The sequence below is a fragment of the Nitrobacter sp. 62-23 genome (assembly GCF_001897285.1).
Lineage (GTDB): Bacteria > Pseudomonadota > Alphaproteobacteria > Rhizobiales > Xanthobacteraceae > Nitrobacter.
This window is the reverse complement of record NZ_MKSM01000078.1, coordinates 41,937-56,775: the sequence shown is the minus strand read 5'-3', so window position 1 is coordinate 56,775 and position 14,839 is coordinate 41,937. Positions and strand designations below refer to the sequence as shown.

Annotated in this window: 11 protein-coding genes, 1 tRNA gene and 2 pseudogenes; 10 read left to right on the top strand and 4 right to left on the bottom strand. The window is 56.9% G+C overall.

The features are described from left to right. Positions 1–646 (bottom strand): RNA polymerase factor sigma-32 (locus BGO16_RS06845; protein WP_292617861.1); only part of this gene is annotated, 646 nt, incomplete at its 3' end. Positions 647–859: 213 nt separating this feature from the next. Beyond that, positions 860–1,918, bottom strand: a complete 1,059-nt coding sequence (locus BGO16_RS06840; protein ID WP_292617860.1) for an RluA family pseudouridine synthase — start codon at positions 1,916–1,918, stop codon at positions 860–862. Between BGO16_RS06840 and BGO16_RS06835 the strand changes: the two genes are divergently transcribed. The 8 genes and pseudogenes from BGO16_RS06835 to BGO16_RS06800 all read left to right on the top strand — a co-directional run bounded on the left by BGO16_RS06835 (position 1,917) and on the right by BGO16_RS06800 (position 9,901). Beyond that, positions 1,917–2,249 (top strand): hypothetical protein, encoded by a 333-nt coding sequence (locus BGO16_RS06835; RefSeq protein ID WP_292617859.1) that lies wholly within the window; start codon positions 1,917–1,919, stop codon positions 2,247–2,249. The genes BGO16_RS06840 and BGO16_RS06835 overlap by 2 nt on opposite strands. A gap of 53 nt (positions 2,250–2,302) precedes the next feature. Further along, a tRNA-Glu gene (locus tag BGO16_RS06830) sits at positions 2,303–2,377 on the top strand. A gap of 243 nt (positions 2,378–2,620) precedes the next feature. Then, positions 2,621–3,661, top strand: coding sequence for a UDP-glucose 4-epimerase GalE (gene galE / locus BGO16_RS06825; RefSeq protein ID WP_292617858.1), 1,041 nt, complete (start codon positions 2,621–2,623; stop codon positions 3,659–3,661). A gap of 90 nt (positions 3,662–3,751) precedes the next feature. Further along, positions 3,752–4,013, top strand: a pseudogene (locus tag BGO16_RS06820) (transposase); the annotation flags it as partial. Between the two features lie 157 nt (positions 4,014–4,170). Beyond that, a pseudogene (locus tag BGO16_RS06815) lies at positions 4,171–4,472 on the top strand (transposase); the annotation flags it as partial. 1,460 nt (positions 4,473–5,932) lie between these two features. Beyond that, positions 5,933–6,265 carry a hypothetical protein gene (locus BGO16_RS06810; protein WP_292617857.1) on the top strand — a complete coding sequence of 111 codons (333 nt, stop codon included), beginning with the start codon at positions 5,933–5,935 and terminating at the stop codon, positions 6,263–6,265. Then, the gene (locus BGO16_RS06805; RefSeq protein ID WP_292617856.1) at positions 6,243–8,474 is read left to right on the top strand and encodes a peptidase domain-containing ABC transporter; all 2,232 of its coding nucleotides are present in this window, start codon (positions 6,243–6,245) and stop codon (positions 8,472–8,474) included. The genes BGO16_RS06810 and BGO16_RS06805 overlap by 23 nt, the downstream gene beginning before the upstream one ends. Further along, positions 8,471–9,901, top strand: coding sequence for an HlyD family type I secretion periplasmic adaptor subunit (locus BGO16_RS06800; RefSeq protein ID WP_292617855.1), 1,431 nt, complete (start codon positions 8,471–8,473; stop codon positions 9,899–9,901). Before BGO16_RS06805 ends, BGO16_RS06800 begins: the two co-directional genes overlap by 4 nt. A gap of 289 nt (positions 9,902–10,190) precedes the next feature. On the opposite strand, the gene BGO16_RS06795 is transcribed toward BGO16_RS06800, so the two are convergent. Then, positions 10,191–11,060, bottom strand: coding sequence for a polysaccharide deacetylase family protein (locus tag BGO16_RS06795; RefSeq protein WP_292617853.1), 870 nt, complete (start codon positions 11,058–11,060; stop codon positions 10,191–10,193). Between the two features lie 439 nt (positions 11,061–11,499). Here BGO16_RS06795 and BGO16_RS06790 point away from each other — a divergent pair, with 439 nt between their 5' ends. Together BGO16_RS06790 and BGO16_RS06785 are read left to right on the top strand one after the other, a co-directional pair. Next, positions 11,500–12,561 (top strand): Gfo/Idh/MocA family oxidoreductase, encoded by a 1,062-nt coding sequence (locus BGO16_RS06790; protein ID WP_292617851.1) that lies wholly within the window; start codon positions 11,500–11,502, stop codon positions 12,559–12,561. Positions 12,562–12,588: 27 nt separating this feature from the next. Beyond that, positions 12,589–13,908 (top strand): Gfo/Idh/MocA family oxidoreductase, encoded by a 1,320-nt coding sequence (locus BGO16_RS06785; protein ID WP_292617850.1) that lies wholly within the window; start codon positions 12,589–12,591, stop codon positions 13,906–13,908. A gap of 85 nt (positions 13,909–13,993) precedes the next feature. Here the strand turns inward: BGO16_RS06785 and BGO16_RS06780 are convergent, their stop codons facing one another. After that, positions 13,994–14,833, bottom strand: a complete 840-nt coding sequence (locus tag BGO16_RS06780) for a glycosyltransferase family 2 protein (protein ID WP_292617849.1) — start codon at positions 14,831–14,833, stop codon at positions 13,994–13,996. Positions 14,834–14,839 lie beyond the last annotated feature (6 nt).

Here is a 14,839-nt window from a genome sequence, read left to right as displayed (position 1 = left end):
CGGCCATGACGGCTTCCTGGGTGGGCGAGTGATCGACCAGCCAGTCCTGCCATTCACCGGCCTCGCCATCGTCGCGGATCGGCGCGTTGAGCGAAGCATCGCCACCGAGGCGGCGATTCATGTCGACAACGTCCTGTTCCGTGACGCCAAGACGCTTGGCGATGAGCTTGACCTGATCGGGGCGCATATCGCCCTCGTCAAGCGCGGAAATCTTGCTCTTCGCCTTGCGCAGGTTGAAGAACAGTTTCTTCTGGTTCGCGGTGGTGCCCATCTTCACGAGCGACCACGACCGCAGGATGTATTCCTGGATCGACGCCTTGATCCACCACATGGCGTATGTGGCGAGGCGAAAACCCTTCTCGGGCTCGAACCTCTTCACGGCCTGCATCAGGCCGACGTTGCCTTCTGACACAACTTCCGAGATCGGCAGCCCGTAGCCGCGATAACCCATGGCGATCTTGGCCACGAGCCGCAGGTGGCTGGTCACGAGATGATGCGCCGCATCGCGATCGTCATGTTCGCGCAGACGCTTGGCGAACATGTACTCCTCATGCGGTTCCAGCATCGGGAACTTGCGGATTTCGGAGAGATAACGGGAAAGACCAGATTCTCCGTTGAGAACCGGTAAGGTAGCAGTACGGGCCATGGTAGCGCCCTCCACTGGTTCAGGCCCCCGATAGCGGCGAGCCCGGCAGGCGGTCCCTTTGTTAAAGCCACCGCGCTGCGAATGTTCCGCGTCGGATGTTCAACGCAGGTGCAGCATAACCAGATCATTCGGAAAAGAAAAGAACAAAAAGTGATTACGATTCCGTGATCAGCCCGTAACCATCTGGTACGGCTTCACTTTCGTAATTCTGCGTCATTCCGTCGCCGCCAGGGCCGCCTTCAGCAGAAGCAGGTCCTCCGGCAGGTCCGCCTCCCACCGCAGCACCTCTCCGGTCCTGGGATGTTCGATTACCAACAGATAAGCGTGGAGCGCCTGCCGCTCAAGGGCACCGAGGGCAGTCCGGGCTGATGATCCTAATTGATTGGCCTTGGTCTTGAAATGCGGGCCGTAGACGCCGTCGCCCAACAAGGGGTGGCCGGCATGAGCGAGGTGTACCCTGATCTGATGGGTACGGCCGGTCGCGAGCTGACAGGCGAGGAGGGCGGCAACCGGTTTGCCGTCGCGGCTATTGAAGGCCTCCCGCACCTCCCAATGGGTGATCGCTTCGCGTCCGCCCGCCCGCACGGCCATCTTTTCGCGGGCATAGGGATGGCGGTCGATGGGCGCGTCCACGGTGCCGTGCGGACGGTTTGGCAGTCCCCACACAAAAGCCAGATAGCCCCGCTGCAGCGCGCCTGTGCGTCCGTGATCGGCGAATTGCGCGCTCAGCGACTTGTGCGCGGCGTCATTCTTGGCCGCGACCATGAGGCCGGTGGTGTCCTTGTCCAGCCGATGCACGATGCCGGGGCGGCGGACGCCCCCGATGCCGGACAGGCTTTCGCCGCAATGTGCTATGAGGGCATTGACCAGCGTCCCCGTCTCGTGCCCCGCGGCGGGGTGGACGACCAGCCCCTTCGGCTTGTTGACGACGATCAGATCGTCGTCCTCGTAAACGACATCGAGCGCAATGGCTTCCCCTTTCGGTTCGGCAGATATTGCGGGCGGCACGTCGATTGTGATCGTATCGCCGGCAGCGACATGATAAGCGGGGTCGCGAATGGGGGCAGCCTTGGCCGAGTCCTGTGCAATGGAAGGTTTTGCAACGAGGACCTGACCCGCCAGAATCAGCGACTTCAGGCGGGAGCGCGACAGCTCAGGACTGTGCGTTGCGAGGACCCGATCAAGGCGCACCGATCCCTCGTCACCCCTGACGACGATTTCAATCCTTTGACCGCCACCCGAAGAGACGCCTTTTGAAGCAGAGCCCTGCATGACCGAGTCTGTGAATCCCGCGCCGACACCGGAACAGGTCGCGCTGTTCGCGCGGGTGCGGCGGATGATGTTGATCGCCGGTCTGACCACGGCGCTTGCCGTGGCGGCCGTTCTGATCGCCATCGGCTATCGTTTTTTTCGCGCCGAGGGAAGCAGGCCGGCGACCGATGTTACCGCGACCCTGCCTAAGGGGGCCAGGATCACCGCAACCGCGGTGGCGGGCGATCGGCTTGTCGTGACCCTCGATGTCGGCGGTTCCGTCCAGATACGAACCTTCGACCTGCACACGCTGCGGCCGGCCGGGACCTTGAAGTTCGCAAGCGAGCCGTGATCCGGGCAGCACCTTGCAGCGCGCCGATTTCAAGGCTATTGCCTGTCCGGTACGCTCCCTTCGTCTAGCGGTTAGGACGCGGCCCTCTCAAGGCTGAAACAGGGGTTCGATTCCCCTAGGGAGCGCCATCTGGTATTCATGCGAACCCTCGGATTTTGGGGTTTGTTGACGGCGGTGAAGTTCTGAACACGAGCGAAATCATGACCGTCGGCTCAGACGCTGTCGCTAATCTGAACTAGCGGACACGAAAGCGAAATCGATTCTCTAGAAACGACCGCGAGTTCAGCTGGTGGCATGACGGGCATGGATATGCAGCGGGGCCGACAGTCGGGTGGATCCTGAGGACGAATTGACCGATTGGTGAAATTCAAATGATTATGGTTACGGGTGGGGCCGGGTACATAGGCTCTCACGTCTGCCTCGCATTGCTCGACGCTGGGTTTGATGTTCTTGTTGTGGACAATCTGTCGAACAGCAAGCGCACTTCATTGGATCGCGTTCAAGCGATCTGCGGGAAATCGCTTTCGTTCAGGCCGATCGACCTGCGGGACGAGGAGGCGATATGCAAAACTCTGAGAGATTTTGGCGTGACGGCAGTTTTGCATCTTGCGGGACTTAAGGCAATCGGTGAGTCGAATGAGAATCCTCTAGGCTATTATGACAACAACTTCGTCGGGACACTCCGGCTCGTGTCAGCGATGAAGAATGCCAGCGTCAAGAAACTCATCTTCAGTTCGTCGGCTACGGTCTATGGAGACCCCGCTTATTTGCCGATCGACGAAAACCACTCCCTCGCCCCGACCAATCCCTACGGGCGGACGAAGTACTTCATCGAGGAAATGCTCCGAGACCTTCATAGATCCGACAATGATTGGACGATTGCAATCCTCCGCTATTTCAATCCCGTCGGAGCGCACGAAAGTGGCCTTTTAGGTGAGGATCCTTCCGGCATACCCAACAACCTGCTGCCGCTTGTGGCGCAGGTTGCTCTCGGGAAGCGGGAACGGCTGGTTATCTTGGGCAACGATTATCCAACGCTCGACGGAACCGGGATCCGCGATTTCATTCACGTTGTCGATGTTGCATCGGGGCATCTAAGCGCCCTTAAACACCTGAACGATTCAGGTGTTATGACTGTAAATCTCGGCACCGGAACTGGCACCAGCGTCCTCCAGATCGTCCAGACGTTCGAGTCTGTAAGCGGCTCTCCCGTGCCCCATACCATAGGCGAACGACGCATCGGCGATGTTGCGGCATGTTATGCCGATCCGACGCTGGCGGCCGATCTGCTTGAATGGAAATCGACAAAATCGTTGACTCAGATGTGCGCCGACCATTGGCGATGGCAATTGAATAATCCGAATGGCTATCACCAGCCTCATCCTTCCGATGAACCGGACGCGCCGGCTTAGCGCCGTAGTTTCGATTTGTTCAGGTTCAAGTCGAACAGCGCAACACGCATCTTGAGGCGATGGGTTGCACAGGCGGCTGCACCTGGATGCTTCCTGGCCGACGGCGAGATCGAGATCGATTCCAACGCCGTCGAGCGTGCAATCCGGCCGCGAACGATTACGCGCGAGAACAGTTTGTTCGCCGGCAGCGATGGGGGCGGTCACACCTGGGCTACCATCGCCGTTCTGTTAGCTGCGGCCAGGATGAATCCGGTCGATCCTCTCGCCTGGCTCACCCACACCTTGAGCGCATTCTAGCGGATGGCCCAATAGCCGGATTAATGAACTCATGACGTGGACTCATCCACGCTGAACGGCTTCAGCTTCGCGCTTACGTTTCGAAGACGTTTGATTAAAGCGCCATTCGGCGGCCTGAGCTCCAAGCTGCACGCCGTATGCGATGTCCTATTGTCATGCTGTTCAGCGAAGGCCAGAGATTATAAGAGCGCGGCCTTGATGATCGATGCGGGCCACCCGCGATGCAGTTGCTTCGCGACAAGGGCTACGACGCTAACTGGCTCCACAGGCGCTCGTCGCGGTCCGGGATATCACGGCCTGCATCCCATCGAGGTCCAACCGACGAAGACCGATCGAACATGATCGCATTCTCTATCGCCACATCCTCTATCGCCAACGGCAAAAAATCGAAAATGCGTTCGACAGGCTCAAAAGCCTGTCCCCGCAAAGGAGGACTGGCGGCGCATCCGCTACGACCGATGCGCACATACATTCATGTCTGCCCATCTGCATCGCAGCAGCAGTTATCTTTTAGCTCTGATCTAATGAGTCCTGAGCCTGGTCGGCTTTCCAGCTAGTCAACTTTGCGACGCCACCGGATGAAGCGATAAACGCCATACGCAATTCCGACCATGGGAAGGCCCGCCCCCATTAACGGCCCCGGAGCTCCATGAACGCCTCCGTGCTGCCAATGGTCGGGTGACCCGAACTGAAAGATATTAGATGGTACTCCACCATGATAGTAAACATAACCCGTGGCTGCGCCGCCGATCATGGCTAGGAGAAGGAGAATTATTTTGGACAAAAATCCAAACATTTTAAGTTACTCCTAAAAATAAACTGACCGAATCATATAACGAAGACCAACCAGATTCCACATTTTATTTTTATTTAAACGCTAGCTAATATCGTCGCAGGGTGTCCTCCTAAGCCTCTGATAACAGATAGGGTCCTCGAAGGATCCAAGCGATAACTCAAAAAGCAAAAAATCAGTGCCGAAGATGTGATGAAGCAGCGCAAGCTCATGCTTCGACACAATAGGGTACCTCCTTGCCAGCAAACGTCTGGTCGTGCACGGGGCCTGAGATGATAAGGTTAATGTGATGCGTTCGCGCAACGGCTTTGAGCCTCATCCGCCACCTGCCTGCTCGTAGGTCTGGCGGCCGTTTCGTTATGGTGAGATTGATCCGATATGAGGGCGCTATCCGGTCTTTTTCGGATGGCTAAGGGTACGGTCTTGAAGTCATTGCTGGAACACGATGGCTCGTTTTGGACATCCTTGGCGCCATTTCGCCAAACGTCGTTAATGTTTTTCGGACCGGCGTACCCTCTCTTCCAGCGGCGCTCGTGACGGCTTGGCCTCGTCCCGTCTCGGCGTGCATCTGGTGGACGGACGTTGCGTTGTGATCGGCAAGGCGGTGATGTCCAAGCTATCAGTTGGAGCACGATTACGAGGATGTCGCTTTCGGCCGACTCCGGCCGAAGACGCAAGCCCCGGCCATATTCGAGCCGATCGGTCCGCACACTTAACGAGGCTTCTACTACGAGGCCTCGCAAGTCTCCCTGTAGAGGGCTGGCCGGACCGTGACCCCGCCGCAGGGAAGGGCTCCCCCTTATCCGTCCTTGCTTAAATCGAACGTTCCTTGCGAAGTTTCACAAAATGGCACATCGTCCTGCGGGAGAACGTAATGGCACGGCTGACCGAGAGATCGCTGGTTTGCGGCCGGCAGCAGGTCGATGATACAAGTCCGGTAATCCCGGCTGGAATGGCCCATGTCGCATCGTATCATTCGGCGGGAGCCATCCGCCGACCCCGCGTTCCTTACCGCCGATCCCGCCAAATGGCAGGCCGGACGCCCTGCCGAGCGCAGGCCGCGGCAACGGCATCTGTGCCCAGGGCAGTGCGGGCCTTTAAAGATCCGACAAGCATTTTCAGTTCCATGGTGCAGGGTGGATGTCCTGTTCCAGGCACAGCTACCCGCATAGGAGGACGCAATGCATGACGAAATCTATACGGACGGAATCGGTGAGATCATGGTTGGCGGTTCGATCGTTCGTGTCGATCTCGTCAGTCTCTCGCCGACCGAGCGCGACGCCAATAATGCGCCGCAAAAGGTTTTCCGCCAGCGGATCATCTTTTCGATAGAAGGCTTCGCCAACTCTGTGGAGGTGATGCAGAACGCATTGCAAGGGTTGGTCGACGCCGGCGTCGTGAAGCGGAACTCGCCGAGAATGCAGCCCGAGCCTCCCCATGCCGGTGCAGCGCCTGAAAATACCAGTACCCCTCAGAACCCGCGGTCACCCAATGTCTCGAGCAATTTCCGCTGAGTCTGCTCAGAACGACAACCTTGAGTCCGACGTCGCCAGCTCCCCTCGGATCGAGCCTTCCAGCGAAGGCAGTCGGACCGCCCTCGAATGTCTTGCATGGGTTGCAACCCACCACGGCATTGATCTTTCGGTGGAGCGGCTGAAGCATACATACGCCGTCGGCCAGGAAGTCGTGTCGCAGGCGATGATGCTGCGGATGGCGAAAAAAGCGGGATTGCGCGCGCGCATCACGAGAGCCGACTGGCAGACGTTGTTCAATCTCGGCGAGGCTTATCCCGCGGCGGTGCAACTCACCAACGACAACTGGGTTGTGGTGACCGCCGCCGCCGCCGCACCGGACGGCGAGCAGTTCGTTCGTGTGATCGATCCGCTTGCCGAGCGCCAGAACGAGCCTGTCATCGTCGATCGGGCTCGCTTTTGCGCCAATTGGAGCGGCGTCGTCCTGCTGGTCAAGCGTCATAATCGTTCGGCCGGCGAGCGGGAGAAATTCGGCTTTCGCTGGTTTGTACCGGAGTTACTGCGCGAATGGCGGCTGTTTGCCGATGTCGCCGTGGCTGCGATCCTGCTTTATGCGCTGGGGCTGGTCCTTCCGATCTTCTTCCAGCTCGTTATCGACAAGGTCCTTGTCCACGAAAGCTTTACGACGCTTTATGTTCTGGCGGCCGGGGCGATCGGCGCGTTGATATTCGATGCGATCTTCAACTTCCTCCGCCGTTATCTGATGCTTTATGCCACCAATCGGGTGGACATTCGCGTCGCCACCAAGACGTTTGGTCATCTGCTGGGCCTGCCGGTTGCGTTCTTCGAGCACATTTCCGCAGGCGTCCTCGTCAAGCATATGCAACAGGCGGCGCGTATCCGTGAATTCCTGACGGGCCGGCTGTTCGTCACGATGCTTGATACCATTTCGCTGTTTGTCTTCATTCCGGTGCTCGCGTTCTATAGCATCAAGCTGACCGGCCTGGTGCTTGCCTTTACCGCGCTCAGCGGGACGATTGTCATGCTGTTGATGGGCCCGTTCCGGCGCCGATTGCTCGCGCTCTATGAAGCCGAGGCCGCGCGGCAGGCCCTTCTCGTCGAAACCGTCCATGGCATGCGAACCGTGAAGTCGCTGGCGATGGAGCCGCTGCAGGGGCGACAGTGGGACGATCGTTGCGCTCTGTCGACGGAAATGCGTTTTAGTGTCGAGAAGATTTCGGCGGGTGCCCAATCGATCACCGGACTGCTGGAAAAGCTGATGACCCTGGGAATTATTGCGCTCGGGGCATTGGATGTTTTCAGCGGTGAAATGACGATCGGCGCGCTCGTCGCGTTCAACATGCTGGCGGGTCGGGTCTCGGGACCACTGGTTCAGATGGTCACCATGGTCCATGAATACCAGGAAGTCGCGCTTGCGGTGAAGATGCTTGGCGAGGTGATGAACCAGAAGCCGGAGCGCGAGAGCGGGCGCGAAGGGTTGCGGCCCGAACTGGTCGGCAGGATCGAGTTCGAAAACGTGTCGTTCCGCTACAGCCCCGATGCACAACTGGCGCTCGACGATGTGTCATTTAAGGTCGAGCCAGGCAAGGTGTTCGGAATCGTCGGCAGGAGCGGCTCCGGAAAAACGACGATCACCCGCATGATATCGGGGCTTCATCCGGTTCAGGAGGGACTCGTGCGGATCGACGGCTATGATGCGCGCGAGCTTGACCTTGCGCATCTACGCCGGGATCTCGGTCTGGTGTTGCAGGATAATTTTCTTTTCCGCGGTACCGTGCGGGATAACATCGCCAGCGTGAAGCGGGGAGCCTCCTTCGCAGAAGTCGTACAGGCGGCACAGCTGGCCGGCGCGGATGAATTCATCGAGCGTTTGCCGCGCGGTTTTGACACGATGCTCGAGGAAAACGCTTCGAATCTCTCGGGCGGGCAGAAGCAGCGGCTTGCGATCGCGCGCGCTTTGATCGTCAATCCTCGCGTGTTGATCCTCGACGAAGCTACGAGCGCGCTCGATTCAGAAAGCGAGATGATCATTCGCAGGAATCTGCGGCGGATTGCTGCGGGGCGCACCGTAATCATCGTGTCGCATCGACTGTCTATGTTGTCGGAGGCCGATGCGATACTCGTCATAGACCGGGGACGCGTTGTCGATATCGACCGTCATGACAGCCTTTTGACGAAATGTTCAATGTATCGCCATCTGTGGAACCAGCAGATGAGGCATGTCGCATGACGGGCGATACTGAAAAACCGTCCAAACCCCGGCAAAGCAGCTTTGCCAGATTGCGCGACAACCAGCGCCGCAAGCGTGAGATCTCCCGCGCGACGCCGGCAAGATTGCCCGTCGTCAGCGAATTTCAATCAGATGCAATGGAGATTGAACAACGCAAGCCGCCGCGGCTTGCGCGGATCACGCTGTATTGCGTTGTCGTCTTAATTTTCGCGGCTACGGTCTGGGCCACGGTTTCGCATGTCGATATGATCGTGACCGCGCAAGGCAGGTTGATCACCACCCGACCCAATATGGTGGTTCAGCCGCTGGAGACCTCGGTCATTCGCGAAATCCATGTCAGGGCGGGCGATGTCGTCAATCGCGGCGATGTGCTTGCGACGCTGGATCCGACTTTCTCTCAGGCCGATCTCGATCAGCTCCGCGATCGCGTTTCGGCGCTGGATGCCGCGATCAACCGCCTCAATGCCGAGCTGGCGGGGAAGGACTACACCGTAACAAATCCGTCGGATCCGGATCAAATCCTGCAGGACAAGCTTTTCCAGCAGCGAAAATCGTTCAATGTCGCGCAGTTGAGCAACTTCGACGCTCAGATCGCCAGCGCCCGCGCCAACCTGGAGACAAGCCATAACGAGGAAAACGTGCTGGTGCAGCGGTTGGAGACCATGAATTCGATCGAGTCGATGCGCAGCACGTTGATGGAAAAGAAGGTCGGGTCGCGTCTGAATTTCCTGCTGTCCCGCGATGCTCGGCTCGAAGTGGAAAGCAATCTTTCGCGTGCCCGCGGCAGCCAGGTCGATTATGCCCACCGCGTCGAGAAGGTGTCGGCCGATCGTCAGGTGTTCATCGAGGACTTTCGCAAGCAAGCTTCGCAGGATCTGGTGGAGACCGTGGCAAAGCGTAACGGCGCTGCCGAGGATCTCAAGAAAGCCGAGTTGCGCCGCAAGTTGATTGTGCTGACGGCGCCGGCGGATGCTATCGTTCTTGAGGTCGCCAATCGCACGGTCGGGTCGGTTGCGCGAGAAGCTGAAACGCTGTTTGTGCTGGTGCCGCGAAATGTGCCGTTGCAGGCCGAGGTTGATGTTGAGGGGCGTGATATCGGCCAGGTCGAGGTCGGGCAGCCGGTTCGGATCAAGTATGAAGCTTATCCGTTCCAGAAGTTCGGTACCGGTTCAGGTACGGTTCGTGTGGTCAGCCACGATGCTTTTGCGCCGGATGCCAAGAACGAACCGGCGCACCGGATCCAAGCGCCATACTATCGGGTGTTGGTCGATGTCGCCGATACGAAACTGCGCCGGCAACCGGAGCATATGCAATTGCTTCCGGGTATGGCCGTTACGGCGGAACTCAAGGTCGGAAGCCGCCGTGTGATTTCGTATTTCCTATACCCGCTGCTACGCGGCCTCGATGAAAGCATCCGCGAGTATTAGACTCCTTGTGACGGCATAGCCCAGATGCCACTGTCGTTCCAGATGCGCCAATTCGGTCGGTCGCGCCCCGAAATGGCGGAGTGAGACCGCGCGATAATGCTTATTTCTGACGCTTGCTGACGCCCGGAACAGTTGGAGGAGTGGCGCAACGACGACAACGAGGTTTGGCGCTCACAGCGCAGTCAGCTACGACCGCGCTGCAAATCAGGGTACCGCCGCCAGCCTGTCATCGTTAGAATAGCCGGAAAACTCCAGCTTTCGACGAGAGCCTTCGGCCTCAGCGCAAACGCTATAGCCGAAGCTTCCTCTTAATAAACGATGCATAAGGGATCCATGCATAGGCCCCGTTATACTTGAGGTAGAATTCAAGGCGGCTGTCGAATGGATCGACCTTTACTCGTCCTCTAACGAACTCGGATCCTAATGTATCCACGCCATAGGGTATCGTACTGAAAACGATGTCGTAGCCGGCTTCCTTGCAGAGCTCTACGACCAGAGAATTATGATCGCCGTAAGGAAATGCTAACAACCGAATGTCTTGAGCTGTCAGTTCTTCAAGCGTGGAGCGAGAAGCCGCAATTTCTTCGCGGGCTTGGGCCGGATCAATTCGAGAGAGGCGAGGGTGTGTGCAGGTATGTGATCCAAGCGATACGAGCGGGGACGGTAAGGATGCAATCATCTCGGCAGGCATAATGATCTCCTCCGAATCAGGGCTTCCTTCTTCCATTGTCCAGTTGGGCTGCCTACCCAATAAGCGAGCGGGCACGAAGATTGTAGAATGCAAGCCTCGAGCAGTAAGCTCCGGTAACGCGTTTTCAGCTACGCTCAGATATGCATCATCGAATGTAATCGCGACGCTTGGCTTCCGGTCCGACAGACAGCCGCGGTGAGATGCCGGAAATACCTTAGCTTTGCTTTGGATTTTGTCCAATTGGCGCGCAAAGCGGGATCGGAGGCGGTTGGGCACTCCATGATAGTATAAAATGATGAGTTGCGGTTGGTGAGGCTTACCTAATGCCCTTCTTAGCGAGCGAGCGAGCACCTGTTTTGTAAAATAACCTAGGCTAATTGCAAGCTTCAGATGGCGTTTGATTTCGCCCCGGCGAAGTCGGCAATCTAACGTCGTTGCCTTTGCCTGGTTGCTTGCTTTTTGTACCATTAACATTATCATATTGTCCTAGGTATTGAGGGCGTTCTCATTAATTAGGGCTATGCGATGGAGTTTAGGTTTCTCAGCGTCGCATAGTCGCACGAAGTACACCGCGCCGCTAGCATGGTCGGTTGGCTTGCAGTTTGGCAGGAAGCCGACGGCGTTGTCGCCCAGCGAGTTGATCGTTTCCAGCGCTGTGTGGTGTCTTCAAGGATCAACCAAGTATATATCGGCGAGCTAAGGTTGGTTGATGCTCTCGTAAATAATAGCGGCCATTATTATAAACTATATAGTACTTCACGAAGGCAGCGGCCTGCTGTCTGGATTATCAGACGAGTGTCGAGCAAGGTTGCGATCCTTTAAGGTCCGGTGCCGGAGTTCGATCTTCCACCGGTCTGGGGCCAATGGCGGAAAAGTTTGGTGTTAGCGGTCCGCGGGAGCGTTGCGAATGTTCAATTGGGGAGTGATCGGGGCAGGGTTCGCTGCTAGGAAATTCGTACTTGGACTTCGTTTCTCCACTCGTTGCGGTGTAAAACGCGTCTATTCCAGAAATTTCGACAACACGCGTACTTTTGCACGTGAACTCGCGATTCCGGAAGCAGCTAGAAACTGGGACGAAGCGCTTGCTGATGGCGTCGATGCCGTTTTCATAGCTACGCCGCCGTCCCTCCATAGAGAACATGCGCTTCGCGCTTTTGCCTCCGGCAAACACGCGTTGATCGAGAAACCGCTCGCGGCCTCCGCGGATGATGCACGGTTGATTGTGGCCGCCGCGCGGGATGCAGGTCTCTTTTGTATGGAGGGGCTCTGGAATCTACACTTGCCGATAGCAGACCGAATGCAGGAGGTATTGAAAGGCGGTCTCGTTGGAGAAGTTCGCAGTTTCAGCGGAAGCTTCGGCACCTCCAATATTCCCTCCCACAGCGACAATCAATTCAATGCTGCTTTGGGTGGCGGCGCGCTCCGTCATCGCTTGGTCTACCCGTTAGCATGGGCGCTTGCCCTCCTGGGTCCTGCTCGGGTTGTTGGGGCGGCCGGCCATATCGGATCTTGGAACGTCGACGAGGATTGCGTCGTAATACTGCGTCACGATTCTGGGGCGCTTTCGACATTGCAGGCAAGTCTGCGGGCTCCGCTCAGGAACGATATCGAGATAGCCGGCGACAAGGGGCGCCTGCTGGTCTCCCCGCCCATCTATAGACCGTTCCGCTTTCGAGTGGCGCGCGCGGCCCCCGTAAAGCGGCTCAACTCACACGGACGATTTTCGACCTTACGCGAGTCTATGTTAGCCCAAGGTGCTCAACAACGGCTCCATGGGATCTTATCCGTAATTAATTCCGCGCGGAATCGCAGTGTAGTTAGCCCTTATCAAGGTAACGGTTATCACTACCAAGCTGACGAAGCCGCGCGTTGCGTCGCGACCGGACTTGTGGAAAGCCCGGTTTCTCCTTTGACGCGTTCTCTGCTTGCTGCAGAACTCCTCGACGAGTCGGCGAGGCGTTTCATTTGAAACACTCAAAAGTCAGAGGAAACACGAATGAAAATCGGCATCATCGGATGCGGCTATGTGTTCGATCATTACATGGCGACCTGGAATCGTTATCCAGGCCTTGTCATTGCCGGTATTGCGGACATCGATGCGTTACGGCGGGATCGAGCCGCCGCTTTCTACGAATTGAAGGCCTACGCTTCGAATGATGCGCTGCTCGCTGATCCCGAGATCGGCGTCGTTATCAACCTCACCAGCATCAGGAGTCACTATGAAGTGACACGCACGGCACTGAACGCGGGTAAGCACGTTTATTCCGAAAAACCCCTTGTCACCGACATGGACCAAGCGCGCGAGCTTTTCGATCTCGCGGAATCGAAAGGTCTGCGGCTTTCCAGTGCGCCGTCGAACGCGCTCGGCGACACCACACAGACGATGTGGAAGGCGGTGCGCGACGGCGCGGTCGGAGATGTACGTACAGTTTACGCAGAGTTTGACGACAACGTCATCTATCTAATGCACCCTGAGGATTGGCGCAGCCGTACTGGCGCGCCGTGGCCCTATTTGCATGAATACGAAGCGGGATGTACGTTCGAGCATGTCGGCTACCATTTGACTTGGCTATGCGCAATTTTTGGCCCCGTTGAAAGCGTGACTGCGTTCTCCAAGCAAACGCTGCCCGATAAGACGAACAAGCCGCTGGATCCTCCTAACACCCCCGATTTCTCCGTCGCCTGCCTTAACTTCAAAAGCGGCGTCGTTGGACGTGTCACCTGTTCGATCGGAGCTCCCTACGATCATCGTATGCGGGTCTTTGGCAATAAGGGCATGATTTCAGCCGATACATATCGGGATTATCGATGCCCAGTCTATCTAGAACGGTTCAGTCAGCTTAGCCTCAACGCTCGCAAGGCGATGAGTGTGCGGCGCAACTCATTCTTGCAGTGGCTATTCGGCGTGAGGGGCCGGAAGCTGCCTTTGCTATGTTTGCCACCTCCGGGATCCGCAAACTGCGGCGTGCAGCCCAAAATCAAATGGTGGAAGCTTGGTGAAGTTTTTCGCACACTGAAACTCCGGGAACTCGGTCAGCAGGATAAGGTTCTCGGGATCGCTGAACTGGCCGATGCGATCGCGACCGGCCGCCCCTCGTTTCCCTCGCATGCCTTTACACTCCATTTAACCGAACTGACCCTCGCAATCCAACGGGCAGGGATAGCGAACGCTGCCTACCGGCTCGAGACGACCTTCGAACCAAGCGAGCCTCGCCCGGAAACTCTAGCTTCGCGGATTAATTATGCCAACTTTGGCGAGCCAAACTGGCTGCAACAGCGCATCGACGCGTTCCTGATCAGCATGCACAAGCATTGAGTGATCGACAATGAAGTGGTCCTCGACCGCCGGCACTCGAGAACTCCCATAGGTCAACACCAAAGATAGTCAAACACAATCCAAACTAGACGTTACGACGCGATGTTTCATCTCGTTGCCAAATATGGGATGCTATTCTTGGGCGAAAGCGAGATCTAAATCGAGCTACGATATTAACGTAACAATAGATCAATAGCCCAGGCCATAAGCTTGCATTTCTGAAAAGCCCGATGATAGCTCGATTATTCGGCTTCCCTTCATTTGCTCGAAGGAGGGGGAAGACACGGTCAAGTTCATCTATTCCAGCGTAAGCACGCGTCCTGACTTTGATTAGCTGTGCGATCGTCCGTGGTGGAAACACGGTGGATTTAACGAATGGTAAGGTTTCCCGCTCTGCCGGCTTAAATAGGTGACGGACATAAATGTCATCGGCAATGACATCAGGAAACGACGAAAAGCGGCTGCGTCCAGTTTCAGACAAAGCATAAACACCAGAGCCGCCAATTCCCTCCTTTGACGAAGGCAGCTTGGAGCGAATTTCATAGTATTTTTGAACGAGTAGTGAGCATTTTGCCAAATTGATGTCTGCCGTCGGCGCTACCGCCAGCACCTCGCCTTCTTCGAGGCGTTGCGCCAAGGCGATAATAGCTTCAACAGTAATAACAATATCGGCGTCAATGTAGATTCGTGGAAAGCCGCTTGCGACTTGGTCGCCGAGGTTTAGAGCATGGATTTTGTTCGCGACCTCAGTCTCGACAACACGCGCCATTGGACTAAACCGTCGAGCTATGCTCGCAGTGTCATCCGTACATCCATTGCATACGACAACAACTTCAATGCTTTCTGAACTCTGGCCGGCCCACGCGCCTAGCGTTCGGGCAATAACTGAACCTTCGTTATGGGCGGGAACGACGATCGAGATCATGCCTGT

Coding starts and splice junctions, on each gene's coding strand:
- BGO16_RS06810 (WP_292617857.1), top strand. CDS start 5,933: ATGCATGACGAAATCTATACGGACGGAATCGGTGAGATCATGGTTGGC.
- BGO16_RS06795 (WP_292617853.1), bottom strand. CDS start 11,060: ATGGTACAAAAAGCAAGCAACCAGGCAAAGGCAACGACGTTAGATTGC.
- BGO16_RS06790 (WP_292617851.1), top strand. CDS start 11,500: ATGTTCAATTGGGGAGTGATCGGGGCAGGGTTCGCTGCTAGGAAATTC.
- BGO16_RS06835 (WP_292617859.1), top strand. CDS start 1,917: ATGACCGAGTCTGTGAATCCCGCGCCGACACCGGAACAGGTCGCGCTG.
- BGO16_RS06805 (WP_292617856.1), top strand. CDS start 6,243: ATGTCTCGAGCAATTTCCGCTGAGTCTGCTCAGAACGACAACCTTGAG.
- BGO16_RS06780 (WP_292617849.1), bottom strand. CDS start 14,833: ATGATCTCGATCGTCGTTCCCGCCCATAACGAAGGTTCAGTTATTGCC.
- BGO16_RS06800 (WP_292617855.1), top strand. CDS start 8,471: ATGACGGGCGATACTGAAAAACCGTCCAAACCCCGGCAAAGCAGCTTT.
- BGO16_RS06840 (WP_292617860.1), bottom strand. CDS start 1,918: ATGCAGGGCTCTGCTTCAAAAGGCGTCTCTTCGGGTGGCGGTCAAAGG.
- BGO16_RS06785 (WP_292617850.1), top strand. CDS start 12,589: ATGAAAATCGGCATCATCGGATGCGGCTATGTGTTCGATCATTACATG.
- galE (WP_292617858.1), top strand. CDS start 2,621: ATGATTATGGTTACGGGTGGGGCCGGGTACATAGGCTCTCACGTCTGC.